The following is a 25,718-nucleotide window of genomic DNA, read 5'->3' on the forward strand; positions in this document are numbered from 1 at the left end:
GCAAAAAATTGGTAAATGGCTACGTAGCTCAGTTGGTTAGAGCACAACACTCATAATGTTGGGGTCACAGGTTCGAATCCCGTCGTAGCCACCAAATTTTGTGCGGGAATGGCGAAATTGGTAGACGCACCAGATTTAGGTTCTGGCGCCTGTGCGTGTGGGTTCAAGTCCCTCTTCCCGCACCATTCATCAGCTTGCAATATGATAATTGGGGTATCGCCAAGTGGTAAGGCACCGGGTTTTGATCTCGGCATTCCTAGGTTCGAATCCTAGTACCCCAGCCATCTGAAATTTCGTGCGGGAATGGCGAAATTGGTAGACGCACCAGATCCAGGTTCTGGCGCTTACGCGTGTGGGTTCAAGTCCCTCTTCCCGCACCATTTCATTAGCTTTATAGCTTCTGCAAATGGGGTATCGCCAAGCGGTAAGGCACCGGATTCTGATTCCGGCATTCCTAGGTTCGAATCCTAGTACCCCAGCCATCTGTATTCTTCATTTTATATTTTATTTCTACTTAGACTTATTCCCTTTAGTTTGCTGCAACCCTATAGGTTTTTTCTTTCTGTTTTCGATTTTAGGGTTAAAGTAGCTTAGGTATAGCATTTTCCCCCTCCATAATGAATGGCATAGCGATAAAAGTAATATATTTTTATCATTTCACTTGATTTTTGCGCTGAATGGCGTAATTTTGTCAATCGCTTCTGTATTTTGTAGCAAATACTATTTATTTTTTCGGTAAATTTGTTTTCTTGAGTCAGTTTATGTCTATGTCAGCTATGTCAGAAAAAGAGTTCGAATTAAAACGCCAGGGTAAAATCACCCGTTTGACAAACCGTACCTTTAAATTTGATCCGCGCGTAAAGAGCGGTTGGTTTTCTGCAGTTTATTTTCTGAAGACCGCCGAAATCATCAAACAAAAGCGGCCGAAGCAGAGGGTTACCATGCAGTTCTTTCAGAAAAAAGAGGCGATTTTATGCGGAATTGACGAGGCCATCGCATTATTGCACAGCTTCGCAACTAATCCCGGCGAGCTTAAGATCTGTGCTTTGCACGACGGGGATAAAATCAGTCCTTTCGAAACCGTATTAACAATTGAAGGATATTATGAGGATTTCGGCTATTTAGAAGGGATTATTGACGGTGTATTGGCACGCCGCACCTCGGTAGCCACCCATGTTTACAATGTTGTTCAGGCCGCCGGTGATAAGCAGGTGATTTTTATGGGGGATCGGGACGATCACTTTTCTCAGCAGGCGGGCGACGGTTATGCCGCCTATATCGGAGGGGCAGCGGCACAGGCCACTCACGCCATGAACGAATGGTGGGGTAAGGCCGGCGTGGGTACCATGCCTCATGCGCTGATCCAGTTATTTGATGGGGATCTTATTAAAGCCTGCGAAGCCTATGTGGCCACCTTTCCGCAGGATAATTTGGTCGCGCTAGTGGATTATCATAATGATGTTATTGCCGACAGTCTTAAGGTGGCTCGTCATTTCGGCGATAAATTATATGGGGTGCGGGTGGATACGGCGGCTAATATGGTGGATCAGTATTTTCTGAATAATCGCCATGAATTTGGACGCGAGGATCTGCGCGGAACTAACGTACGACTGATTCGGCTTTTACGCGAGCATTTGGATCAGGCCGGTTTTCCCAATGTGAAAATTATTGTCAGCGGCGGATTTGATGCAGATAAAATCCGCCAGTTCCAACAGCAGAACGCTCCGGTGGATTCTTATGGCGTAGGCTCGAGTTTACTGAAAGTCAATATCGGTTTTACCGGAGATTGCGTGTTGTTGAACGGTAAAGCACAGGCGAAAGAGGGGCGTCAATATAATGATAATCCACGCCTCAGTCAGGTGGAGTTTCCGTTAATTTAAAAGGAAAACAGATGCAAAATTATATTGATTATTTAGTGGATTGGCTGGAGCAACAACGTCGGGAATATGCGGCAGAAGGCTATGTACTGGGGATCAGCGGCGGTATTGATTCCGCGCTGGCGGCACATTTGCTGGTGCGTACCTCTGCGCCGGTGCAAGGGCTGATTTTACCTTCCCCTACCACTTCGGCACAGGATATTGCAGATGCCCGTGCGGTAGCTCAAAGTGCCGGTTGCCCGGTTATGGAGTTGTCGATTTCAGCCTTATATGAGGGTTTTATGCAATCTATGGCCGCCTTATTTAACCAAGAGGCGGAACGACAGAATGTGATCGCCGGTAATGTTCAGGCTCGGCTCAGAATGACCGCACTTTACGCCTATGCGCAAAGTCATCGGGCGATTGTGGTCGGTACCGATAATGCGGCAGAATGGCTGACCGGCTATTTTACGAAATTCGGCGACGGCGGCGTGGACGTAGCACCTTTGTTAGGCCTGCGTAAGGAGCAGGTATATCAGCTGGCAAAATTATTAGGGGTACCGGCGCAGATAATGGAGAAAGCACCCAGTGCCGGCTTGTGGCAGGGGCAAACGGATGAAACTGAAATGGGTGTGAGCTATGCCGAGATAGATGCTTTCTTGCGCGGAGAAAGGGTTTCCGCCGAGGCGCAGCGGCAAATTGATTTCTGGCATAACCGCTCTCATCATAAAAGACGCTTAGCCCCGGCGCCTTTGTCCCTTTCCGCTTTTGAGCAACGGGCTAAGGCAAATAACGAGATAAAGGCCGAATAAGCGGCGCTATCGGAATCTCCGTATCAGATTAGCTGATAGAGAGCAATAATCAGCGGCATGGTAAATACGCAAAGTAGGGTAGTAACGCCGTAAACGGCACTGGCTTTATTGGCGTCTTTATTAAAGATTAATGCCATTTGGGTAACAGTCGCCGCCGCCGGGCTGATGGTTGCCAAGAAGCTTATCATCACAATAGTATCACCGTTTTCCGCCCAACGTTCGAAACCTATCAGCTTAACGATCAGCAGTAAGAACAGGGGAATAATAATCAGGCGTAGGGCGGTAACCAAATAAATCCGTTTGGATGAAAATATAGTGCGCAGCGGAATGGAGGCAATCAGCATACCGGCAATTAGCATGGCATTGGGGCCGATAAAAGAACCGACGGCGCTCAGGGTGCCGGTAATCATCGGCGGCAGTTTTATCTGCAAGGCGAATAGGGTTACCCCGATAATAATTGAAAGAATATTGACGTTGCTGAAAATCTGTTTCAAGGTCAAATTGCCTTTACCGCATAAAATCATGCGGCAATGGGTCCAGAATAAAAAGGTCTGCACCACAATAAAACAGGTGGCGTAGATTACCCATTCGGGGCCGAACAAGGCCATAACCAGCGGAATAATCAGATTGCCCGAATTGGAATAAATGGAGGCGGCGTGTTCCAGAGGATCCAGTTTTAACAGGCGTTTCAGCAGTGAGCCGAGAATAATCAGGATCAGATGCAAAAAAACCGCCATGCTTAAAGAGAGCAGCAGTCCCTGTAGGATCGCCGGAGTATATTCGATCTGAAAGGCCTTAATCATTACCGCCGGGCTGATAATATACAAGCCGATAACGGACAGCGGATAGCTGTCTTTCGACTGTAGCAGTTTAAATTTGACCAGCGCATAGCCCATTAACACAATCAGGGTCAGTTCGGTGATCTTGGCGGCAAGAAGTAAAGCGATATCCATAAGGTTTATTAGCAATCGGTTGTTAATGACGGCCATTTTATATCCAAAACAAAAATAAAAAAACGTTTCAGGCCGGAATTTGCTATAATCCGGGCGATTGCACAATGCTTCGGCGCTTATCCCGAAGCGGAACAAAAGTCTTGTGTTTTTGACCGCACTTTTTAAGGAAACTTCATGTCCATACAGTTTAACGCCATTGCGCTGATGCTGGTATTACTGATCCTGCTCGGCGTAATCAGCAATAATAATTCGATTACCATTTCCGCAACCTTACTGCTACTGATGCAGCAGACCTTTTTAGCTAGATATATTCCCTTCTTTGAAAAACACGGTTTGAATATAGGCATTGTTATTCTGACCATAGGCGTACTGGCGCCCCTGGTGTCCGGACGTATCAAATTGCCTAATCTGATGGAGTTTCTGAACTGGAAAATCTTTTTATCCGTGGCGGTGGGCATGCTGGTGGCTTGGTTTGCCGGACGCGGGGTAAATCTGATGGGTTCACAGCCGGTATTGCTGACGGGCCTATTAATCGGCACCATTTTAGGGGTTGCTTTTTTGGGCGGGGTTCCCGTCGGCCCTCTGATTGCCGCCGGTATTCTTTCTCTGCTGCTGGGAAAAATTTAAGCGCCGTATAAGGCCGCTCAGCCGGCTTTTCTAACCCGGAGCATGGTTGTGAATATTAAAACTTTACCGAGTTTAAACTGCTCCATAATGAATAAAGCACGGAAGCTTCGAGTTATAGGTTTCGCTTAAGAAAAGCGGATAAACCTTATTCAAGGGCGCGGAAAAAGCGCTCGCCAAAGCCTTGATTCCATTTAAAACCTAAACCGAATAAACCGCTCTTATTTAGCGGTTTTAAATTTTTATCAATAATAAAAATATAGAGATTCGCTAGGGAAAAGGCGGCGAAATCAATTTTAGGAATCTTGATTTCAGCAAGAAAAAATATGATAAAATACGCAAAATTTTGGCTCGGGAAATAGGGATAAGGCCTTATATAAATTGAGTTTTCCGAGTTCGGTAAAGAAATGTAAATGCGCAATAAACGCATAATAAGCCCAAAAGGAACAGTAATGCAGCAGTTAGCACAGGATTCCGCCTTTATGGCGCAGGCCATTGAGCTGGCGAAAAAAGGTCGGTTTACCGTGGCGCCCAATCCCGCCGTCGGTTGCCTATTGGTTAAGGGCGATGAGATCGTCGGGCAGGGATTTCATGTTAAAGCGGGGGAGCCTCATGCGGAAGCGATGGCATTGCGTCAGGCCGGCGATAAGGCTCGGGGAGCGACCGCTTATGTAACCCTGGAACCCTGTGCCCACTACGGCCGAACTCCGCCTTGTGCGCTGGCCCTCATTCAGGCCGGGGTAAAACGGGTGGTGGCCGCCATGCAGGATCCCAATCCGCAAGTGGCGGGAAAAGGGTTGGCGCTGTTGCGCGAGGCGGGAATCGAAACGGCGGTCGGCGTACTGACGCAGGAAGCGGAAGCGCTAAATAAAGGTTTTTTAAAGCGTATGCGTAGCGGTTTGCCCTTTGTCCGTCTGAAAATGGCGGTTTCCATCGACGGCAAAACCGCCATGGCGTCTGGGGAAAGTAAGTGGATTACGGGAGAAGCCGCCCGTGCCGATGTGCAACGGGAACGGGCGCTGTCAGCAGCGATTTTATCCACGGGCTCGACGGTAGCAGCGGATAATCCCGGCTTAAATGTGCGCTGGGCGCAGCTGCCTGTGGAGGTGCGGGCGGAATATCCCCTGCCCGCTTTGCGTCAACCGCTCAGAATTATTATGGATTCGCAATCCCGGGTTTGCCCGCAGCATAATCTTTTTCAGCATAGGGAGCCGGTGTGGCTGATTGGCGAAGCGGAAAGAGATATTTCCGCCTTTCCCGATTTCTGCCGGCATTTAACCCTAGCGCCCGATGCCGGGCAGAGCAAATTACAGGCGTTAATGGTCGAGCTGGGCAGAAGGAAGATAAACGATCTCTGGGTCGAAGCCGGTGCTGTTTTTGCCGGTGCCCTAATCGAACAGAACCTGGTTGATGAGCTGATTCTTTATATTGCCCCGAAATTATTAGGCCATCAGGCGAGAGATTTATGTGTATTACCCCATCTGCAAAAATTAGCCGATGCGCCGTTATGGCATTTGCACTCAATGACTCGGATCGATGAAGACCTAAAACTGGTTTATACCTTGAGGAACGCATAATATGCTAAAAAAACTCTTCCACGCCGTGCTTATCGGCCTTGTTTGTGCCGGGCTGATTTTATTCGTTTTGCCCCAATTCGGTACAAAGGGCGCATTGCTGAATATTTATAACAATGATGTGGCTTCTTTCCGCGATGCGGTCAGAATCGCTTCTCCCGCCGTAGTGAATGTTTATAACCAGTCTTTTTCACCCTCGGAAAATCACCAGTTTCAGGTCAATAATCTGGGATCCGGCGTAATTATGACTCAAGACGGCTACATTCTTACCAATCAGCACGTTATTCAGAATGCGGATCAGATAGTGGTGGCATTACAAAACGGGCGGATTTACGAAGCCAATCTGATCGGCTCGGACAGTCTGACGGATCTGGCGGTATTGAAAATAAAAGCGGAAAATTTATCGACCATTCCGCAGAATCCGGCGCGTCAGGTACATGTTGGCGACATCGCACTGGCAATAGGTAATCCCTATAATCTCGGGCAGAGCGTTTCACAGGGTATTATTAGTGCGACCGGGCGTAATGCGGTAGGGGATTCCGTCGGTAGGCAGAATTTTATTCAGACCGACGCTTCGATTAACCGGGGAAATTCCGGCGGTGCTTTAATTAATTCCCTGGGCGAGTTGGTGGGGATCAGTACCCTGAGTATCGGTAAAAATGCCAATGAAGGGGCGGAGGGATTAAGTTTTGCCATTCCGGTGGAAATTGCCAATGAAGTGATGGAGAAGATTATTAAGGACGGGCGTGTAATCCGCGGATTTTTCGGGGTGCAAAGCGATATTCTGTTTAATAACGGGCAGGAAGAGGAAAACGGTAACGGGGTGAAAATTAAAAGCGTGATGCAAGGCGGCCCGGCGGCATTGGCGGGTATTTTGCCGGATGACGTTATTTTAAAATTTAACGGCATTCAAGCTAAATCGCCGGCTCAGATGATGCAGATTATCAGTAATATCGCGCCTAATACTAAAGTACCCGTATTGGTTTCCCGTGCGGGTAAAACCTATGAAATTCAGGTGGAAATCGGGGAATATCCGCTAAATTAATATGAACTTAGAGATGATAGAAAGCAGCCATTTTTTTGCCTGTCTGGATCGGCTGAAGCTGATTCGACGTTGGTCTTTAATGCGCAATTTGGAAAATGAAAATCTGGCCGAACACAGCTTACAGGTCGCTTTAGTGGCTCATGCGCTGGCGGTAATAAAAAATAAATTTTACGGGGGGCAAGTGAATCCGGAGCGGATTGCCGTAATGGCGATGTATCACGACAGCTCGGAAATATTTACCGGCGATTTACCCACACCGATAAAATATTTCAATCCGCAAATTACTCAGGCCTATAAGCAGATTGAAACGGCGGCGGAATTGCATTTGATCAGTTTGCTGCCAAGGGATTTACAGGCGGAATTTACCCCTTATTTGGATAGCGAACAGTTTTGCCCTCAGGAAAAACATATTGTTAAGCAGGCGGATCTTATTTGTGCTTATATCAAGGCACAAAGCGAGTTAAGCCGCGGCAATCAGGAATTTGCGCCGGCAAAAGCCCGCCTGGAAGCATTGATGCGGGAATGGGAAAGCGAGGAAATGAATTATTTTATCCTTGTATTCGTCCCCAGCTTCGGCAGGGCTATTGACGAAATGGCCTGATAGGCGAATTTATTCTCCGCTTTGTCGCTTAAGTCTATGACAGAGAAAAAATAAAGCCAAGATTTGGCATTCGGTAAGTGATTTATGCTAAAATAGACACCCTTTGATTAACTATCGGCTTATTAACTGTTAGTTTCTAAATGATTTCAGATAATATTAAAATTCAGTCGTCGGAGGAATAGATGACAAGCGCTGCAAATAAACGTTCTATAATGACCCTTTTTTCAGATAAATCGGATATTTATTGCCATCAGGTCCGTATTGTTCTGGCGGAAAAAGGTGTTGCTTATGAAACGGAAATTGTAGATCCGCAAGCATTGTCGGAAGATTTGGTCGAGTTAAATCCTTACGGAACCTTACCTACCTTGGTGGATCGGGATTTGGTGCTGTTTAATTCCCGAATTATTATGGAATATCTTGACGAACGTTTTCCTCATCCGCCGCTGATGCCGGTGTACCCTGTTGCGCGCGGCAAAACCCGTTTGTTAATGTTGCGTATCGAGCAGGATTGGTATCCGGTATTGGTACGGGCGGAGAAAGGGAATGAAGAAGAGCGTAAGGCCGCATTAAAACAGCTGAAAGAGGAAATGTTGGCTATTGCTCCGATCTTTACCCAAACGGCTTATTTTATGAGTGAAGAATTCAGTTTGGTAGACTGCTATATCGCTCCGTTACTGTGGCGTATGCAGGAGCTTGGGGTAGAATTTTCCGGCGCCGGCAGCAAAGCGATTAAAGCTTATATGAATCGTGTTTTTGAACGTGATTCTTTTGCACAGTCCCTGGGTCATAATGCGCCTAAGAACCTGATGGATGAAAAATAAGCATGGAATATCACGCATTGCCTAAGCGCCCTTACTTACTGCGCGCTTATTACGACTGGCTGATCGACAGTAACTTCACCCCTTATTTGGTGGTGGATGCCACTTATTACGGTGTTAATGTTCCCGCCGAATATGTAAAAGACGGGCAGATTGTATTGAATCTGGCACCGGGTGCGGTGGGAAATTTTCATTTATCTAACGAAGGGATTCAATTTAATGCCCGTTTTCAGGGCATCGCACGTGATATTTATATTCCGATGGGGGCAGCCTTAGCAATTTATGCCAGAGAAAATGGCGACGGCGTAATGTTTGAGCCGGAAAGTTGTTACGATCAGGCGGAAGCCTCAGGCGAGGAACAGCCATTAGGATTTGAAAATATTACGAATAAGAAAACTTCCGCCTCCAAACCAACAGCGGCTAAAGGGACGACGGAAGCTAAATCCGCTTCTCATTTGCGCATTATTAAGTAAGCAAATCATCAGATACAAAAATGCGATATCATCGGGATATCGCATTTTTTTTGCGGTGTTCCGGGTGGGGAAAAGAGCGGTGGTTTGGCGCCAACTTTTTCCTTTCAGCCAAGGGAGATCCGCTGTAACCATCTATCCCGGGGGTAATTTAATTTCCCGGAAGCTCATATTCATCCCATCGATCATCAGTAAACGTCCGCATAAATTCTCACCGATTTTTAACCGCACTTTGATTGCCTCCAAAGCTTGAATGGAACCGACGATACCCACAATCGGCGAGAGTACGCCCGCCTCCACGCAGCTTAAAACGTTTTCACCGAATAGACGGCTTAGGCTGGCATAGGTGGGGGTTCCCTGCGCATAAGTGAAAACCGAAACCTGCCCCTCCATGCGAATAGCGGCTCCGGAAATCAGAGGAACCTTGGTTTGTTGACAGACTTGATCCAGCTGATTACGGGTTTCCACATTATCAGTGCAATCCAATACCACATTCACCCGGCCGATTATTTCGGTAAGTTCCGGAGCGGATAAATGGCGGTTGATCGGTTGAAGCTCAATATGCGGGTTTAAGGCACGCAGAGAAATTGCCGCGGATTCCACTTTCGGCATATCCAGGCGGCTGTCATTATGTAATACCTGGCGCTGTAGGTTTGAGAGGGAAACCTTATCAAAATCCAGCAGAATCAGCCGGCCGATCCCCGCCGCCGCCAGGTATTGTGCGGCGGCACAGCCCAACCCGCCTAAGCCGACAATCAGCATTGTGCTGTCTTTTAGTGTTTCCTGCCCTTCAAAATCCACGCTTTTCAGAATAATTTGGCGGTTGTAGCGCAACTCTTCCTGATAGGTTAATTCGCTCATACTTAATCCAATAATTGATTAAAAGGCTCAATGGTTACCTCTTCGCCTGCGGCGACATTGCCTCGCTCGCGTCCCAGCACGATAAAGCAGTTACTGTGCATAAAGGCGGAAAATAAATGGGAACCTTGCTGTCCTACGGCACGGACTTCAATTTGTCCTTGCTCGTTACATTGATAATAGCCGCGCTGGAAATCCAAACGGCCGGGGCTTTTTTTCAGTGGACTGAGGCTTCGGGCGGAAAGCCGCTGCGGGCGGCGGTAGCTGCTATGGCCGCTCAGTTTGGCAATGGCCGGGCATACCAGCTGATAAAAGGTAACCAGGGCAGAAACCGGATTGCCTGGTAAACCGCAGAACCAGGCCTGTTGTAATTTTCCGAAAGCAAAGGGTTTACCCGGTTTTATCGCCAGGCGCCAAAAATCTATTCGTCCCAGTTTTTCCAGTACGGTTCTGGTAAAATCCGCTTCGCCTACGGATACGCCGCCGCTACTGATAACTAAATCCGCTTGGGCTTGGGCCTGAGTAAATACCTGTTCAAATTCGGCCGGGTTATCGGCCAAAATACCGAAATCCAGAATTTCACAATTGAGTTTTTCCAGCATCAGTCTGATGCAGAAGCGATTGGTATCGTAAATCTGACCCGCTTCCAACGGCATTCCGACCGGTACCAGTTCATCACCGCTGGATAGCAGAGCCACCTTCAGACGTGGGAAAACCGCCACCCGAGCAATCCCCAAAGAAGCCAGTAGCGGCAGGGAAACGGCGTTCAGGCGCGTCCCGCGCTGCAATACGATAGCACCTTTTTTAATATCTTCGCCGATACGGCGGATATTTTGTCCGGCTTTAGGTAAGGCGGCAAAGGTCAGGCTGCCGTCTTCATTGACACAAACATCTTCCTGCATGACTACCGCATCGGCACCCTCCGGAATCATGGCGCCGGTCATAATTCTGATTGCGCTTAGGGGCGGCCAATGTCCCTTGAAGGGGGCGCCGGCAAATGACTTTCCGGCCAGCGGAAGCTTAAGGGATTGAGCCAGATCCGACAGGCGCACCGCATAGCCGTCCATCGCGGAATTGTCAAAGGAAGGTACGTTAATCGGTGAAATAATATCTTCCGCACAAATGCGATTTTGCGCCTCCGTTAGGGCGAGGATCTCGGCATTTGCCGGATCGGGACAAGGCAATGAGCGGACTAAGTTATCCAGGGCCTGCTCAAAGGAAAGTAAGTTATGCATGGAATCTCCTTTAGGAGTAGAAAATAAGTTTCGGAATAAGGGAAAGGGCTGCGCTCGGTTAATTTACGCCGGTAACGCCGCTGTTTCGTTATCGTTAAATATTCGGCGCTAAGTATATATAAATTTCCGGCGAATTACCAAAAACTTGCGTTAGCTCAATGTGTACGAGGGGAAAATATTTTAGACTTCACAAACTTTAAGGAGAGAATTTTATGAGTGCTTTTTTTGTTACCGGTACCGATACCAGTGTAGGGAAAACCGTGAGTTGCCGGGCCATTATTCAAGCGATGCAGAACGCCGGTATAAAGATCGTGGGCTATAAGCCGATTGCCTGCGGGCAAGATGAGCCTGTTTATGTCGATGTGCTTGAAGAACAGCAAGACGATTATGGTAAAGCGGATAATCGCGATGTGTTAGTACTGCTTAATTCGAGCAACGAAAAAGTAACTTATCAGGATATTAACAGCTATACCTTTGATCATACGATGCCGATGCTGAGTATGGGGAATAATGCGGCGCGGATTCGTATTGAGAAAATCAACGGCGATTTAAAGCGTTTGACCTCCGCTTACCAATCCGTTCTGGTAGAGGGATCCTTCGGCTGGCTGACTCCCATGAATAAGGATTATACCTTTGCCGAGTGGGTGGCTGCGCAGAATATGCCGGTGGTTCTGGTGGTGGGCATTAAAGAGGGCTGTATTAATCATGCCTTGCTCAGCGTACAGTCTATTGAGAATATGGGACTACCGCTGCTCGGTTGGGTGGCAAACCGGATAAACCCGGGATTAAGCCATTATTCGCAGATTATTGAAGAACTCAGCATGAGAATAGATGCGCCGCTACTGGGACAGATTCCCTATCTGCATAAACCTGAAGAGCAGGATTTGGCCCGTTATATCACGGATATCGAGCGCTTAACCTATATGAAAACGGAATTGTTAAAATAAGCCGATATTCCGGCAGCCCGCTCGATTACAGCCTTCGCTCCTTATTTTTACCGAGCGGAGCATAAAAGAGCGGTGCTTTTTATCGCTATTTTTTCCAGATAATATGATATTCGCGCTCTTCTTCCCGGTGGGAAATTAAGAATTTAGCGAAAATATCGTCCATTTGATCCTGCTCGTTGACCAGTCCAATCCAGACTTCCGCATATTCCTGCGGATCGATTAGCACACCGATTTCCTGATCCCAGTCATCGGCGGTTTCCACCAGTTCTACCGCACCATTTTGTTCAAACTGAAGATTGAACAGCAGAATATCGGCGGGATCCAGATTTTCCGGTGCCATTTCAAGAAAAATATCATAAGCGATATCGATCGCCGTATCAGGGTTGAGTTTTTGCTTAGAATCGGTCATTGTTTCGTGTTAAATAAGTAAAGGAATCGGCATCATAACTTAAAACCGTCCCTAATAAAACTTTTTCCGGGCTTGAATGGGGATTAATCCGCAAAGGGAAGCGGGCGGATTAAGTCTTCGGGGACTTTAATTATCCGAAAGTGCGGTGGAAAAGAAAGGATTTTTTATTTCATACCTATTATCACGAATCAAAGGAAGGAAAGCGAAGGGGAAAATCTCGCGCGGCGCCCATCGGGCAGAAAACAGATGAGTTTTTATCGAATTTATGATAAAACTACTAGCGTTTTTTTATTTAATATAGGAATGAAACTTATATGTCAGATTTACAATCAATCATTGAAGCGGCATTCGAACGTCGCGCCGAAATTACCCCTAAAAATGTGGATACCGAAACCAAAGCGGCTATTGAACAGGTAATTGAAGGGCTGGATAGCGGTAAATATCGTGTGGCGGAAAAAATTAACGGTGATTGGGTTACCCATCAATGGTTGAAGAAAGCCGTATTATTATCCTTCCGTATTAATGACAACCACCTAATTGCCGGTGCGGAAACCAATTATTACGATAAAGTTGCGATGAAATTTGCCGATTATGACGAAGCCCGTTTCCAGCGGGAAGGGTTTCGCGTAGTTCCTCCGGCGGCGGTACGTAAGGGTGCCTATATTGCTAAAAATACCGTATTGATGCCTTCCTATGTGAATATCGGTGCTTATGTAGACGAAGGTACTATGGTAGATACCTGGGCAACAGTAGGATCATGTGCGCAAATCGGTAAGAACGTTCATTTATCCGGCGGTGTAGGTATTGGCGGCGTACTGGAACCCTTACAGGCCAACCCGACCATTATCGGCGATAATTGCTTTATCGGCGCCCGCTCCGAAGTGGTGGAAGGGGTGATCGTCGAAGACGGTTGTGTAATTTCCATGGGCGTGTTTATCGGCCAATCGACCAAAATTTATGATCGTGAAACCGGCGAAATTTTTTACGGTCGCGTACCTGCAGGTTCCGTTGTGGTTTCAGGCTCATTACCTTCAAAAGACGGAAAATACAGTCTTTATTGCGCGGTGATCGTGAAAAAAGTCGATGCGAAAACTCTGGGTAAAGTGGGCATTAACGAATTATTGCGTAGTATTGAGGAATAAGGGGATTAACAGGCTAAATTCCATCTAGGCGGTGAATTTACGCCTGTTTGATCTTTATGCGTTTAAAATCAATCGTTCTCTGTAATATAGATTGAAAATCAATGGGTTAAATAATGTGTAAGCCTATTCTGCGGTTTTTTGTAAGGATTTATCGTTAAAAGTAAATAAAAAATGATTCCTTTTAATGGCGTCTTAGCATAAACTTAGCCCGCCGAACACATTAGTTGTTTTAGCATTTTCATATTTATACATTACTCATTTAGGAGCAACCAATGAAAAAATCAGTATTAGCAGCATTAGTGTTAGGAACAACATTAGCATTGACTGCATGTGATCAAGCCAAAGAGCAAACATCTCAGAAAGTTGAAGAAGCAAAAGCAAGTGTCGCTAAAGCGCAGGATGCGGTTGCTGATGCAGCGAAAGATGTTAAAGACGCCACTGTGGAAAAAGCAAAAGAAATGAAAGACGCTACTGTGGCTAAAGCGGAAGAATTAAAACAAGCCGCTTCCGAAAAAGCAGCGGAAGCTAAAGAAGCTGCGGTAGAAGCAAAAGATGCGGCAGCAGCGAAAGCGGAAGAATTAAAACAGGCCGCTTCCGAAAAAGCGGCGGAAGCTAAAGAAGCTGCAGTAGAAGCGAAAGATGCGGCAGCAGCTAAAATGGAAGAGCTAAAACAGTCCGCTTCCGAAAAAGCGGCGGAAGCTAAAGAAGCTGCGGTAGAAGCGAAAGATGCGGCAGCAGCTAAAATGGAAGAGTTAAAACAGTCCGCTTCCGAAAAAGCGGCGGAAACTAAAGAAGCTGCGGTAGAAACTAAAGATGCAGCAGCTGAGAAAGCGGCTGAAGTCAGAGACGCGGCGGCAGAAAAAGTAAGCCAAGCAGCTGATGCGGTTTCTGAAAAAGCGCAGGAAGTAAAAGAAGAAGCTGCTAAATAATAGGAGCGGATTAGGTTTTACTTAGTCCTTATCTTCCAAACGCACGACCGCCTTAATTAACAGGCGGTCGTTTTTTATTGTAAGGAATGAGAGAAAAAGCGATGTTATGCGCAATTTATAAAAGCAAGAAAAAGGCCGGAGCTTATTTATACGTTCCGCAGCGAGATAATTTTGAAGAGGTGCCTGAAAGCCTGATGCAGGCTTTCGGTCGTCCGTATTTCGTTATGTTGTTTAATTTAGCCGGGCATAAACAACTGATTCGCATCAGCAATCGAGAGGTTATGGAACGGCTGCGGGAACAGGGCTTTTACCTGCAGTTGCCGCAACAGGAGGACGGTTTGTTCAATTCCTTAACCGCCATTCGCTGATTTTAGAAAAAGTGAGTTTTCCGAAAAGCGTATCGGAACGATGGTGGGAAGGTTCCAATCGCCTATTTTTTGTAAATAATTAGAAACAGGCGTAAAAATAAAATTACATTCAGTAAAAAATAAGCTACAATGCCGGAACCTTTAATTGTAAGTTGAGGAAGACTATGAATAAGACCTTAGGCAGCACCTTAATCGTTGCGGGCACCACTATCGGCGGAGGTATGCTTGCCATGCCTTTAACTTCCGCCGGCATCGGTTTCGGTTTTACCGTATTTTTACTGATTGCATTATGGCTATTGCTTTCTTTTGCCGCTCTGTTGTTTGTGGAACTGTATCAAAATGCCGAGGCGGATGCGGGTATCGGCACCCTGGCGGAAAAATACTACGGCACCTTCGGTCGGGTACTCGCCACGGCGGTATTATTGATTTTTTTATATGCGCTGGTCGCCGCCTATGTCGCGGGCGGAAGCTCCCTGCTTTCCGTGCTGCTACCGACCATTCAAGATAAGCAGACCACTTCCCGGGTCGCCGGCGTGCTATTCACCTTGTTTTTCGGTTCCTTTATCGTGTTGGGAACCAGCAGCGTAGATAAAGCCAATCGTATTCTTTTCTTTACAAAATTTCTGTTTTTTATTTTGGTGCTGTTTTTATTATTACCAAAGGTTCAGGTGGATAATTTGTTTGAAATGCCGATTGATAATGCACTTATTATTGCGGCAAGCCCGATTTTCTTTACCGCCTTCGGCTTTCACGGTTCTATTCCGAGCTTGAATAAATATCTGGACGGAAATATCGGCGCCTTGCGGATTTCCATTCTGGCGGGCAGCCTAATCCCTTTAATCGCCTATATTATTTGGCAGTTGGCCACTCACGGCGTACTTAGTCAGGGAGCGTTTCTGGAAATTCTGAAACAGGATCCGACCCTGAACGGCCTGATTACCGCAACCAGTGCGATTACCGGCAGTGAATATATAGGTGTTGCGGTACGTATTTTCTCTGCATTGGCATTGATCACTTCCTTTCTGGGAGTGGCGCTCGGCTTATTCGAATGTTTGGAAGACTTACTGAAACGGGTGCATTTGCCTACCAACAGAATCTCTCTCGGCATTCTAACCTTTTTACCGCCGATGTTGTTCGCATTGTTCTATCCGGAAGGATTTATTCTCGCTTTAGGTTATGCGGGACAAATGTTTGCCTTTTATGCCATTGTGTTGCCGATAGCCATGGTCTGGAAATTGCGTCGGCAATATCCGGATCTGCCTTACCGGGTTATGGGCGGTAAACCAATGTTGGTTGCCGTGCTGATTATCGGTATCGGCATTGTTATGGTTCCTTTCTTGGTTCAGGCGGGTTATCTGCCGGGCGTATTCAGCGGATAACCTCGGTATTTGTGAGGTTAGCGCCGAATTCCCACTTATTCGCTTTCCTCCGGCTGCTGTTTACGGTATTGGCCGGGGGTGAGCTGATAATACTTTTTGAAGGCTTTGCCGAAATTGGTTTCGGATTGAAATCCGCAGTTTAATGCGATTGCCAGAATGGACTGTTGGGAATGGCGCAGTAAACGAGCCGCTTTTTGCAAACGGATATGATTGACAAAACCATGGGGGCTGATCCCTATTTGCTGGCTGAAAAGGCGCATTAGCTGCGCTCTGGAAACGCCGGCAGTTTGACAAAGCGCGGCGATATTCCAGTTTTTTTCCGGATTGCCGATAACGGCGGAAATTACATTAGATAATCGTTTATCGCGTAAGCCGTTGAGCAGACCGTTGAGTTGGGCTTTATCCTGTTTCAGGTAGGTTCGGATCAATAAGGTTAGCAGTACGCTGAGCAGGGCATCGGTAATATTAGCGGAACCGAGCTGCGCGCTTAGGGCTTCCTTTTTCAGTATATTAAGCAGGGGTTGTAATGCGGCTTCCTGCAAATTCAATACCACCACTTCCGGCAGATTATTAAAGAGTTCGGAGTTTTTATCGTAGCTGAAGTTGGCGCAGAATAGGCTAATATCCGGTGTGCCGTAACCGGTTTTTTTTAGCGTGAAGGCGCCGTTGGCAAGGATTTCCGGCGGTGAAGCCTGATGATAGCCGGGGCGATGACTAAGGCTATGCCCTAATGAACGCGGAAAAAACACTATATCGCCGCTTTTTAGGCGCAGGGGTTTTTCCACACCGTCCATTTGCAGATAACCGTTACCCTGGGAAACGATATGCACCATTCCTTGGGCAAAGCGCTGTTCATGGCGGATATACCAAGCCTCTTGCAACAGACATTGCACATTGATGCTGCCTGATATCTGAGCAAGACGAATAAGATTATCAAGAATATCCATAGCTTGTATCTCATAAAAAAACAGGGAGCGAACCCCCTGTTATCGGTTGTATTCTTATCCGACGGATTTTCTGGCCAGAATTCGGTTTGCACATTCCGCCGCTGCGGTTAAGCCGCCCGCCATCATAATAATATCCTTGATAATCAAGCGCCCGGCAGCGGAAAGGTAAGGAAAGCCGTAATTTGGCGTCGGCAGATCACCGCCTAAATTGGGCACCCAGGTTTCGGGCGTGGTTATCAGGAAGGAAAGTGTAACTATAGACATACCAAAGGTCAATAATCCTCCGATTAGGCCGATATTAGGATTCCAGATCCCCATAAGCGTCAGAATGCCGATACTTACAATGACTACCCCCAGACCGTAAGAGAAGGTATAGGTTCCGTTTTGTTTATGCCAGTCGATATTTTTCTGCACCATTTTACCTTCGGGATTTTTATGTAAAACGTACTCTTTCACCATTTCACCCTTTTCATTCGGTGCATATTTATCGCTGTTATTATAAAAAAAGCTCATAAAAGGACTGTTGGCCACAAAGTGAGCGATACCGTCGGCTTCGTACTGAAAGGCCTTTAAGCCTCCGATCCAGGCCATTACGATAAAAATGGCGATACGGATAAAATTAATAAAATTACGTTGCCAAGGCGCGATAATCCGGGCGATAAATTCCAGTAAAGCTTGCATAGATGACTCCTTAAATTAATGATATGACGAATTCAACGAATTCAACATGATTCTAAGGGAATCCTCTTGTCGCCATTGGATAATTCGTATCAATTTCTCCATAAATCCGCTCATTGAAAGAGAAAGAATTTAAACCGAGTTAAATTTTGAGCGGGTATCGGCTTTGGGGGCTAAAAGTGCGGTCAAAAAATCGATATTTTTATTTATTGCGATATTTTTAGCTTATGAGCAAATCAAATTTTTTAGCGTAATACTAGAGTATTTTAATGAAAAAATGAGATCTTTTAACGGATTTAACCCTATAAAAATCTCTATAATAAGAGGGTATGAGTTCGAACATGAGCTAATTTTGTTCCAGTTTAAGAGGAAAATAATATGCAGCATTATGATTTAATCGTAATTGGTTTCGGTAAGGCCGGAAAAACCCTGGCGGCTAAGTTGGGTTCTCAGGGAAAAAAGGTGGCGATTATCGAAAAAAGCGACAAGATGTACGGCGGAACCTGTATTAATATCGGTTGTATTCCGACCAAAACCTTAATTGTTGCGGCGGAGCGGGGAGATGACTTTTCCACCGCCATGGCGACCAAAAACCAGGTAACCGACAGACTGCGCAATAAAAATTTGGCCGCATTCAGCGCTCATGCCGATGTTTATACCGCACAGGCCCGTTTTATCAGTAATAAAATCATTGAAATCAGCGCCGCAAACGGTGAGCGCAAACAGCTTGAAGGCGAAATTATCCTGATTAATACCGGAGCGGTTTCCGTTCAGTTGCCCATTGAAGGATTGGCGACGAGCAAAAACGTATTTGACAGCACCGGCATTCAGCAATTGAGCGAACAACCGAAGCGGTTGGGGATTATCGGTGGCGGTAATATCGGACTGGAATTTGCCGGCCTCTATGCCAGACTCGGCTCAGAGGTGAGAGTGTTTGATCCGAACCCGCGTATTTTAATGCGTGAAGAAGAAAAATTTTCGGCGTTGGCTCAGGAATATATGAGCCAGCAAAAGGTGAATTTCGAGTTGAACAGCCGTGTTCAGAAGGTCTTTAATCGGGGCGAGCAAGTGGTGGTGCAAACCGAAGAGGCGGAATTTACCTTTGATGCGCTTTTGTACGCCACCGGGCGTAAACCGAACACTGCGGATTTAGGCTTGGAAAATACCGAGATAAAATTAACTCACAGAGGAGCCATCGAGGTTAATGAATTTTGTGAAAGCTCGGTAAAAAACGTTTTTGCCGCCGGTGATGTCAACGGAGGCTTACAGTTTACCTATGTATCCTTAGACGATTTCCGCATCATCTCTAATTATCTGCAGGGTAAAACCGATTATTCCCTCAAACAGCGTCAAAACGTACCCTATACTTTATTTATGGATCCGCCTTTCTCGCGGGTTGGACTGAATGAAGATGAGGCGAAAAAAGCGGGTATTAATTATGCGAGTAAGGAAATCCCATTGGCGGCCATGCCGCGCGCCCATGTTAACGGCGATTTGCGGGGGCTGTTTAAAGTGCTGGTGGATCCGGAAAGCAAACGGATTTTAGGGGCGACCTTGTTCGGAGCGGAATCCGCCGAGTTAATCAATCTGATTACCTTGGCGATGAATTGCGATATTCCCTACACTCGACTGCAAAGCCAGATTTTCACCCATCCGACCATGGCGGAAAACTTTAACGATTTATTTGCTATTTAATGCGGCTGCTTTAAGCGGCCTTTAAAGACAAACAACAGAATTAAGCCGGCGGGCATTTCAGATTCTTTAAATTACGCCTTGACTCTCACCTTAGGGCAAGGTTTATCTTAAGCACAATTTATTTGTATTAAGGAGAGAATATGAAATTGCCCGCTGAATTTTTATCTAAAACCGGTCTGCTCTGCAGCTTATTGTTCGCTGCGACGGTACAGGCCGCACAGGTTGAGCTTTGGAAGGATCCGAATTGCGGTTGCTGCTTGGAATGGGCAAAGCATATGGAACAAAACGGCTTTGAAGTAAAGATACATAATAGCGGCAATGAGGAACAGCGAGCGGCCTTAGGAATAACCCCTAAATATGGTTCCTGCCATACGGCGACCGTTGAAGGCTACGCATTGGAAGGTCATGTACCTGCGGCGGAAGTTAAGCGTTTATTACGGGAAAAACCCGATGCGTTGGGACTGGCGGTGCCGGCAATGCCGGTGGGGTCGCCGGGCATGGATAACCCTTATTATCAGGGACGTCAAGACCCTTATGAGGTACTCTTGTTGCAGAAAGACGGCTCCAGTTCGGTTTATCAGTCCTATCCGGAGAAAAAATAATGCAACGTCGTGATTTTATTAAATATTCCGCCGCTTTCGCCGCCGCTTCCGGATTACCGTTATTTTCCGCTCCGCTGTTTGCGCGCGAGCGTGCCTTATTACCTATTCCCCCGTTATTAGAAGCGGATGCGGCGGGAAATATCAATCTTTCGATTCAGGCGGGCCTATCCGCTTTTTTAGCCGGCAAACAAACGCCGACCTGGGGTTATAACGGCGCCTTACTTGGCCCTGCGCTTAAAGCCAAGGCCGGTCAGAATTTAAGGGTGATGATTAATAATCGTCTGGATCAACCTTCTACCTTGCACTGGCACGGCTTAGAAATCGGCGGTGAAGCGGACGGCGGGCCGCAGGCGGTGATTGCGCCTCAGCAGCAGCGGGAAGTGAAGTTCAGGGTTGATCAGGCGGCGGCAACCTGTTGGTTTCACCCGCATACCCATCATCAAACCGGTTATCAGGTCGCTATGGGGCTGGGCGGTTTATTTATTATTGAAGACGAATTCAGCCGCGGGCTTAAGTTGCCGGAGCGGTGGGGAATAGATGATGTTCCGCTGATCTTGCAAGATAAGCGCTTTGATCCGCAGGGAAACATCGACTATAAGTTGGACGTAATGACGGCGGCGGTCGGCTGGTTCGGCGATGTGATGCTGACCAACGGCAGCCTCTATCCTAAACATATTGCACCTAAGGGATGGTTGCGTTTACGCCTGCTAAACGGTTGCAACGCCCGCTCCTTACGTCTGGCCGCCAGCGACGGCCGGCCCATATATGTAATTGCAGGCGACGGCGGTTTTCTGCCCGAACCTGTTGCGGTGCAGGAACTTTCGCTGCTTATGGGCGAACGCTTTGAGGTACTGCTCGATTGTTCCGACGGCAAAGCCTTTGATTTGCTCAGCTTACCGGTTCATCAAATGGGGATGAATATGGCGCCTTTTGATCAACCTCTTGCGCTGTTAAGTATCGAAACCGGGCTAATGCCGGGGACGGGCCGCTTGCCGGACAGCTTGATTAGCCTACCGCCGTTGCCGGTAACGGATAATCTGCCGGTTCGCCACCTGAAGCTAGAGATGGATCAAAAACTGGATCACCAGGGTATGATGGCGCTAATGGCTCGCTATGGTCAACAAGCCATGCAGCAGGGGCATCATATGCACCATATGCATCATATGCAGGGACAAGATGCCATGGCAACGGAAGAGGTGCAGATTATGGGCGCCAACCGTATTAACGGACAAAGTTTTTCTATGCATGAACCGATGTTTGATGTGAAAGTGGGACAATATGAAAAATGGATTATTTCCGGTACCGGCGATATGATGCTGCATCCTTTCCATATTCATGGCACTCAGTTCCGTATTTTGACGGAAAACGGGCAAACACCTTTGCCCCATCGTCGCGGTCGCAAGGATATCGTTAAGGTGGAGGGCGGTGTCAGCGAGGTTCTGGTGCAGTTTAAGCATAAAGCGGATAAGGCCAACGCTTATATGGCTCATTGTCATTTACTCGAGCATGAAGATACGGGAATGATGATGTCCTTTACCGTGAGTAAATAGTCTACGGCAGTTTAGTAATAGGGGCGGTAAATCCGGTGAGAGGGTTTATCGCCTCAAAAGTGCGGTCATTTTACACCGAGTTTTTTTATCCGTTTTTGTCAATTCCCGCTCAATACTTACAATTCATACTGGCAACGATTTTTCCCCGCTTATCTGCCGAATTTTATATCCGAGCGGATTTTTTCCGCTCCGGTTTGCCTTTGATAAAAGGAAAGGGATAAAAAGCATTTTTTGTAAGGTTATCCGCCGAATTATCTGTTAGAATAATTCTCATTACGGAAACTGATAGATGTCATATTCCGAGGCCGGAGCGAATATTCGGAATAAGGATTTAGACCGGAAGCTCCCCCTTATTTCCTTGATTATTTAGGTTTGTTTATGGTGAAAAAATTTTCTGTCGTATTGGGGCTGATCGTCTTTTTTATTTCTTACGCTCAGGCATCGCAGCAGGAGCAGCTTTACTCTTTTGAGCCCGTCGAATTATTTGCCGATAAAAATTTAACCCAGCCTGTGGGGCGACTTGAAGCCGGGGCGCCGATTCGAATATTACAATCTGTAGCGGAGGCAGAGCAGGTGGAAATTACCGCCTGGCGCAAAACAAAAGGGTTCGGCCGAATTTGGTATCATGATTTTGCTAAACAGATTACGAATGCGGTTTTCACTAAGGAATTTATGCGCGATAAGGCGCAATATCAGATTCTGGAAAGCCGAGAAGATCCTCTAACCGGCTTGCAGTGGCAGAAGGTGCGGCTATCGGTTTGGATGGCTAAAACCGATGTCAGCAATGATCTCGGCAGCTTCTGGCAAGAAACCCAACAAAGTTTTAAAAGCGAGTGCAGCGTCTGCCACAAACAAAGAGATCCTAAAATGCATGATGCCAATGAATGGATCGCCGTTTTTAACGGGATGGTAGGATTTACCGATCTGGATGAAGAAGATGCCAAAAAAGTGTTACGTTATTTACAGATGAATGCTTCCGATGCGCAATAAAAAGGTTCCGCACCCGTACGCGAAAAATCTATAACTTATGCCGCCGGGGGGATTTGGCCGCTTGAGGAAGGTGGCGAATAAGGGGATCTATTTTTGATTTCAGCCGGAATAAATTTTACCCGCCGGCGCTATATATAAGGAAAATATTATGCACCAATCACGCCGCCGTTTTTTAAAAAATATCAGTTTGATGGCAACCGCCGTCGCAATCCCTGATTTTCTTGTTGCACGTAAAGCATTTGCCGAGAGTCCGAGGGAAGAGTGGAAAATTTCCGGCTCACATTGGGGAGCAATCCGGGCTAAGATTGTGAACGGGCGGATTGCGGAAATTAAGCCCTTTGAATACGATAAATACCCGACGGAAATGATTAAGGGAATTAAAGGGCTGATTTACAGCGAAGCGCGAATCCGTTATCCGATGGTACGTCTGGATTGGCTGAAGAATCGCCACAATAGCGATAAAACCCGGCGCGGAGATAACCGCTTTGTCCGTGTCAGTTGGGACGAAGCCCTAGATTTGTTCTATCAGGAACTGGAGCGCATTCAACAGAATTACGGCCCTTGGGCGTTACATCTCGGCAATGTGGGCTGGCGTTCCACCGGTCAGCTGCACAGCTGCGGTAATCATATGCTGCGAGCCATAGGAATGCACGGACATAGTGTGGGAACCTTGGGCGATTATTCCACCGGCGCGGGGCAAACCATTCTTCCTTATGTTTTGGGGTCTACCGAGGTGTATTCGCAGGGAACTTCTTGGGAAATTATTCTGCGCGAAAGCCAAAATATTATTTTCTGGGCGACGGATCCCGTGAAAAATCTACAAGTAGGTTGGAATTGCGAAACCCATGAGGCCTATGCCTATATGGAACAGCTGAAACAAAAAGTAGCGGCCAAAGAAATTAATGTGATTTCCATCGATCCGGTGCAAAGTAAAACCCAAAACTACCTGGGGTGCGAACAGCTTTATATTAACCCTCAGACCGATGTAGCCTTTATGCTGGCAATCGCCCATACGCTGTATAAGGAAAACCTCTACGATAAAGAATTTATTGATGTCTATACCCTTGGCTTCGAGAAGTTTGTGCCTTATCTGTTGGGTGAAACCGAAGATAAAGTGGAGAAAACGGCGGAGTGGGCGGAGAAAATCTGCGGCGTTCAAGCGGATAAAATTCGTGAATTTGCCCGTATGCTGGCAGGAAAACGTACTCAACTGATTTTCGGCTGGGCGATTCAGCGTCAGCAACATGGCGAACAGCCGTATTGGATGGGGGCGGTACTGGCATCGATGCTCGGTCAAATCGGTTTGCCGGGCGGCGGGATCAGCTATGCGCACCATTATAGTTCTATCGGGGTGCCTGAATCCGGCGCTTCTATGCCGGGCGCTTTCCCGTCCAATATCGACGAAGGGCAGGAACCTAAGTATAACAATAAGGATTACCGGGGATATTCGGAAGCCATTCCGGTGGCTCGTGCTACAGATTCTTTGCTGCATAGCGGGGAGACAATTAATTATAACGGTAGAAAAATCCGATATGCCCCTTACCGCATGGCGGTTTTTTCCGGTTGTAACCAGTGGCACCGTCAATCGGATCATAATAAGATGAAACTTGCTTTCCGCGCTCTGGAAACCGTGGTTTCGATTAACTATAGCTGGACGGCGACCTGTCGTTTCTCGGATATAGTATTGCCGGCCTGTACTCCTTTTGAACGGAACGATATCGATGCCTACGGTTCCTATAGCAACCGCGGTGTGATTGCGATGCAGCAACTGGTCGAACCCTTATATGAATCCCGTTCCGACTTTGAAATTTTCAAAGGCCTGTGCCGTCGCTTCGGTAAAGAACAGGAATATTGCCGAGGCATGAATGAAATGCAATGGCTGGAAAAATTATATAACGACTGCCGGCGTGAAAATCGCGCGAAAAAATTCGATATGCCGGAATTTGCCGAGTTCTGGCGCAAGGGGTACGTTTTATTTCCGGCGGGCCGACCTTGGGTACGCCATGCGGACTTTCGCGAAGATCCGGAATTACACGCCCTTGGCACCCCTTCCGGTTTTATTGAGATTTTCAGTCAAAAGATCGCTTCTTATGCCTATCAGGATTGTAAAGGACATCCGATGTGGTTTGAGAAAGCCGAACGCTCTCATGGCGGGCCGAAATCGGATAAGTTTCCTTTCTGGTTGCAGTCCGTCCATCCGGATAAGCGCTTGCACTCTCAGCTTTGCGAATCTAAAGAATTAAGAGAAAGTTACAGTGTTCAGGGGCGTGAACCGCTTTATATGAATCCGCAAGATGCCCAGGCTCTTGGTATCCGGGACGGTGATCTGGTGCGTGTTTTCAATGACCGGGGACAACTGCTCGCCGGTGCCGTTTTATCGGATAATTTTGCCCGCGGCGTAGTGCGTTTGCAGGAGGGCGCCTGGTATTCGCCGGCGGATGAAACTGTGGGCGCCATAGATACTTACGGCGATCCTAATACGCTGACGTTGGATATCGGCAGTTCCGAATTGGCACAGGCGGTGTGTGTAAGCACCTGTTTGGTGAAGGTCGAAAAATTTAGCGGTACGGCGCCGCAGCCGAACGGATTTAACGGCCCGGTGGAGGTCGCGCGTTAATGGAAGGGCTTAGTATCCGCGAGCGGAGTTTTATTTATACTTGGTTTGTCAGCCTGCTCGGACGGGAACTGTCCGAATCTCAGCTGCAACAAATAAAATCCGGTGTTTTCGAACCGCTCTTTACGTTTATGCAAGAATTAGGCTTTCAGGAAAAAATACAAAGCCTGCAGCAAGCATTTGATGCCTGTATGGCATTGGAATATCCGCATCTTGAGCTGGCGGCGGATTATGCCCAGTTGTTTTTACTGGAAGGCGAGCTCAGCGCCTTACCTTATGCTTCGGCCTATTTAACGGAGGCGGAAACGGAATCTCATCTTAAGGGGCTGGAACATTATTTGCTTAAGTTGGAACTGATGCCGAATAGGGAATATCATGAGCCCGTCGATCATCTCTGTATTTATTTGGAAGTATTGATTCATTTACTGGAAAGGGACGAGCAGGAAGCCCGCCGCTTTGCCGAAGACTATATTTTCAGCTGGTTACCGACCTTGGTAGGCAAACTGAATGAAAAAAAACGCAAGAATAGCTTTTATGCGCTGTTAGTTAACCTGTTGTTTGATTTTATCCGCAGGGATCTTTCCTGAATTAGCCGCTTATTACAATCGGGGGCGGGAAGCCC

25 protein-coding genes and 5 tRNA genes are annotated in these 25,718 nt (G+C 47.0%); 24 read left to right on the top strand and 6 right to left on the bottom strand.

The genetic code is table 11. The annotated features are described in order from the left end of the window. The first annotated feature begins 17 nt into the window (after positions 1–17). From EDC45_RS07065 to nadE, 7 genes are all read left to right on the top strand, one after another. A tRNA-Met gene (locus EDC45_RS07065) sits at positions 18–94 on the top strand. Positions 95–102: 8 nt separating this feature from the next. Then, a tRNA-Leu gene (locus EDC45_RS07070) sits at positions 103–185 on the top strand. A 24-nt stretch (positions 186–209) separates the two neighbouring features. Continuing rightward, positions 210–284 (top strand) — tRNA-Gln (locus tag EDC45_RS07075). Positions 285–297: 13 nt separating this feature from the next. Then, a tRNA-Leu gene (locus tag EDC45_RS07080) sits at positions 298–380 on the top strand. Between the two features lie 27 nt (positions 381–407). Further along, positions 408–482 (top strand) — tRNA-Gln (locus EDC45_RS07085). Positions 483–767: 285 nt separating this feature from the next. Further along, positions 768–1,880, top strand: a complete 1,113-nt coding sequence (locus EDC45_RS07090) for a nicotinate phosphoribosyltransferase (RefSeq protein WP_208107255.1) — start codon at positions 768–770, stop codon at positions 1,878–1,880. An 11-nt stretch (positions 1,881–1,891) separates the two neighbouring features. Further along, complete coding sequence (nadE, locus tag EDC45_RS07095; protein ID WP_133544913.1) at positions 1,892–2,668, top strand: NAD(+) synthase; 777 nt, start codon at positions 1,892–1,894, stop codon at positions 2,666–2,668. A gap of 23 nt (positions 2,669–2,691) precedes the next feature. Here the strand turns inward: nadE and EDC45_RS07100 are convergent, their stop codons facing one another. After that, positions 2,692–3,621, bottom strand: a complete 930-nt coding sequence (locus tag EDC45_RS07100; RefSeq protein ID WP_133544915.1) for an AEC family transporter — start codon at positions 3,619–3,621, stop codon at positions 2,692–2,694. Between the two features lie 174 nt (positions 3,622–3,795). Here EDC45_RS07100 and EDC45_RS07105 point away from each other — a divergent pair, with 174 nt between their 5' ends. The 6 genes from EDC45_RS07105 (at position 3,796) to EDC45_RS07130 (ending at position 8,756) form a co-directional block, all read left to right on the top strand. Then, positions 3,796–4,248 carry a DUF441 domain-containing protein gene (locus tag EDC45_RS07105; RefSeq protein WP_133544918.1) on the top strand — a complete coding sequence of 151 codons (453 nt, stop codon included), beginning with the start codon at positions 3,796–3,798 and terminating at the stop codon, positions 4,246–4,248. 449 nt (positions 4,249–4,697) lie between these two features. Beyond that, complete coding sequence (ribD, locus tag EDC45_RS07110; protein ID WP_133544920.1) at positions 4,698–5,822, top strand: bifunctional diaminohydroxyphosphoribosylaminopyrimidine deaminase/5-amino-6-(5-phosphoribosylamino)uracil reductase RibD; 1,125 nt, start codon at positions 4,698–4,700, stop codon at positions 5,820–5,822. A gap of 1 nt (position 5,823) precedes the next feature. Next, complete coding sequence (gene degS / locus EDC45_RS07115; RefSeq protein WP_133544922.1) at positions 5,824–6,864, top strand: outer membrane-stress sensor serine endopeptidase DegS; 1,041 nt, start codon at positions 5,824–5,826, stop codon at positions 6,862–6,864. A 1-nt stretch (position 6,865) separates the two neighbouring features. Beyond that, positions 6,866–7,465, top strand: coding sequence for a 5'-deoxynucleotidase (gene yfbR, locus EDC45_RS07120; protein WP_133544924.1), 600 nt, complete (start codon positions 6,866–6,868; stop codon positions 7,463–7,465). A 182-nt stretch (positions 7,466–7,647) separates the two neighbouring features. Continuing rightward, complete coding sequence (gene sspA, locus EDC45_RS07125; RefSeq protein WP_133544926.1) at positions 7,648–8,286, top strand: stringent starvation protein SspA; 639 nt, start codon at positions 7,648–7,650, stop codon at positions 8,284–8,286. 2 nt (positions 8,287–8,288) lie between these two features. Next, positions 8,289–8,756: a ClpXP protease specificity-enhancing factor gene (locus EDC45_RS07130; protein ID WP_133544928.1), complete on the top strand. Its 468-nt coding sequence runs from the start codon at positions 8,289–8,291 to the stop codon at positions 8,754–8,756. Positions 8,757–8,888: 132 nt separating this feature from the next. On the opposite strand, the gene moeB is transcribed toward EDC45_RS07130, so the two are convergent. Continuing rightward, positions 8,889–9,614: a molybdopterin-synthase adenylyltransferase MoeB gene (gene moeB, locus EDC45_RS07135; RefSeq protein ID WP_133544930.1), complete on the bottom strand. Its 726-nt coding sequence runs from the start codon at positions 9,612–9,614 to the stop codon at positions 8,889–8,891. Positions 9,615–9,616: 2 nt separating this feature from the next. Beyond that, entirely contained in the window at positions 9,617–10,846 is a 1,230-nt protein-coding gene (gene moeA, locus EDC45_RS07140; RefSeq protein WP_133544932.1) for a molybdopterin molybdotransferase MoeA, read from the bottom strand. A gap of 212 nt (positions 10,847–11,058) precedes the next feature. Between moeA and bioD the strand changes: the two genes are divergently transcribed. Then, positions 11,059–11,793 (top strand): dethiobiotin synthase, encoded by a 735-nt coding sequence (gene bioD, locus EDC45_RS07145; protein WP_133544934.1) that lies wholly within the window; start codon positions 11,059–11,061, stop codon positions 11,791–11,793. An 85-nt stretch (positions 11,794–11,878) separates the two neighbouring features. Here bioD and EDC45_RS07150 read toward each other — a convergent pair whose 3' ends face one another. Next, on the bottom strand, positions 11,879–12,202 hold the full coding sequence (locus EDC45_RS07150) for an HI1450 family dsDNA-mimic protein (protein ID WP_133544936.1): 324 nt from the start codon (positions 12,200–12,202) through the stop codon (positions 11,879–11,881). Between the two features lie 314 nt (positions 12,203–12,516). Between EDC45_RS07150 and dapD the strand changes: the two genes are divergently transcribed. The 4 genes from dapD (at position 12,517) to EDC45_RS07170 (ending at position 16,020) form a co-directional block, all read left to right on the top strand. Beyond that, positions 12,517–13,344, top strand: a complete 828-nt coding sequence (gene dapD, locus EDC45_RS07155; protein WP_133544938.1) for a 2,3,4,5-tetrahydropyridine-2,6-dicarboxylate N-succinyltransferase — start codon at positions 12,517–12,519, stop codon at positions 13,342–13,344. A 272-nt stretch (positions 13,345–13,616) separates the two neighbouring features. Next, on the top strand, positions 13,617–14,273 hold the full coding sequence (locus EDC45_RS07160; protein WP_133544940.1) for a hypothetical protein: 657 nt from the start codon (positions 13,617–13,619) through the stop codon (positions 14,271–14,273). 101 nt (positions 14,274–14,374) lie between these two features. Next, a complete protein-coding gene (locus EDC45_RS07165) occupies positions 14,375–14,641 on the top strand; it encodes a YcgL domain-containing protein (RefSeq protein ID WP_133544942.1) in 267 nt (88 codons plus the stop codon). Between the two features lie 164 nt (positions 14,642–14,805). After that, a complete protein-coding gene (locus tag EDC45_RS07170; protein ID WP_133544944.1) occupies positions 14,806–16,020 on the top strand; it encodes an aromatic amino acid transporter in 1,215 nt (404 codons plus the stop codon). A gap of 35 nt (positions 16,021–16,055) precedes the next feature. Here the strand turns inward: EDC45_RS07170 and EDC45_RS07175 are convergent, their stop codons facing one another. Both EDC45_RS07175 and EDC45_RS07180 read right to left on the bottom strand, forming a co-directional pair. Beyond that, the gene (locus EDC45_RS07175; RefSeq protein WP_133544946.1) at positions 16,056–16,967 is read right to left on the bottom strand and encodes an AraC family transcriptional regulator; all 912 of its coding nucleotides are present in this window, start codon (positions 16,965–16,967) and stop codon (positions 16,056–16,058) included. A gap of 54 nt (positions 16,968–17,021) precedes the next feature. Continuing rightward, complete coding sequence (locus EDC45_RS07180; protein WP_133544948.1) at positions 17,022–17,648, bottom strand: DUF417 family protein; 627 nt, start codon at positions 17,646–17,648, stop codon at positions 17,022–17,024. A gap of 375 nt (positions 17,649–18,023) precedes the next feature. On the opposite strand from EDC45_RS07180, the gene EDC45_RS07185 reads away from it, so the two are divergent. From EDC45_RS07185 to torD, 6 genes are all read left to right on the top strand, one after another. Continuing rightward, positions 18,024–19,340, top strand: coding sequence for an FAD-containing oxidoreductase (locus EDC45_RS07185; protein ID WP_133544950.1), 1,317 nt, complete (start codon positions 18,024–18,026; stop codon positions 19,338–19,340). A 140-nt stretch (positions 19,341–19,480) separates the two neighbouring features. Further along, on the top strand, positions 19,481–19,942 hold the full coding sequence (locus tag EDC45_RS07190) for a DUF411 domain-containing protein (RefSeq protein WP_133544952.1): 462 nt from the start codon (positions 19,481–19,483) through the stop codon (positions 19,940–19,942). After that, on the top strand, positions 19,942–21,492 hold the full coding sequence (gene cueO, locus EDC45_RS07195) for a multicopper oxidase CueO (protein WP_133544954.1): 1,551 nt from the start codon (positions 19,942–19,944) through the stop codon (positions 21,490–21,492). The genes EDC45_RS07190 and cueO overlap by 1 nt, the downstream gene beginning before the upstream one ends. A gap of 378 nt (positions 21,493–21,870) precedes the next feature. Beyond that, complete coding sequence (locus EDC45_RS07200) at positions 21,871–22,482, top strand: pentahemic C cytochrome (RefSeq protein ID WP_133544956.1); 612 nt, start codon at positions 21,871–21,873, stop codon at positions 22,480–22,482. Between the two features lie 148 nt (positions 22,483–22,630). Further along, positions 22,631–25,099, top strand: a complete 2,469-nt coding sequence (gene torA, locus EDC45_RS07205) for a trimethylamine-N-oxide reductase TorA (protein ID WP_133544958.1) — start codon at positions 22,631–22,633, stop codon at positions 25,097–25,099. Next, positions 25,099–25,683 carry a molecular chaperone TorD gene (torD, locus tag EDC45_RS07210; RefSeq protein ID WP_133544960.1) on the top strand — a complete coding sequence of 195 codons (585 nt, stop codon included), beginning with the start codon at positions 25,099–25,101 and terminating at the stop codon, positions 25,681–25,683. Before torA ends, torD begins: the two co-directional genes overlap by 1 nt. Positions 25,684–25,718: the final 35 nt, after the last annotated feature.

The organism is Mesocricetibacter intestinalis, from assembly GCF_004363295.1.
GTDB lineage: Bacteria > Pseudomonadota > Gammaproteobacteria > Enterobacterales > Pasteurellaceae > Mesocricetibacter > Mesocricetibacter intestinalis.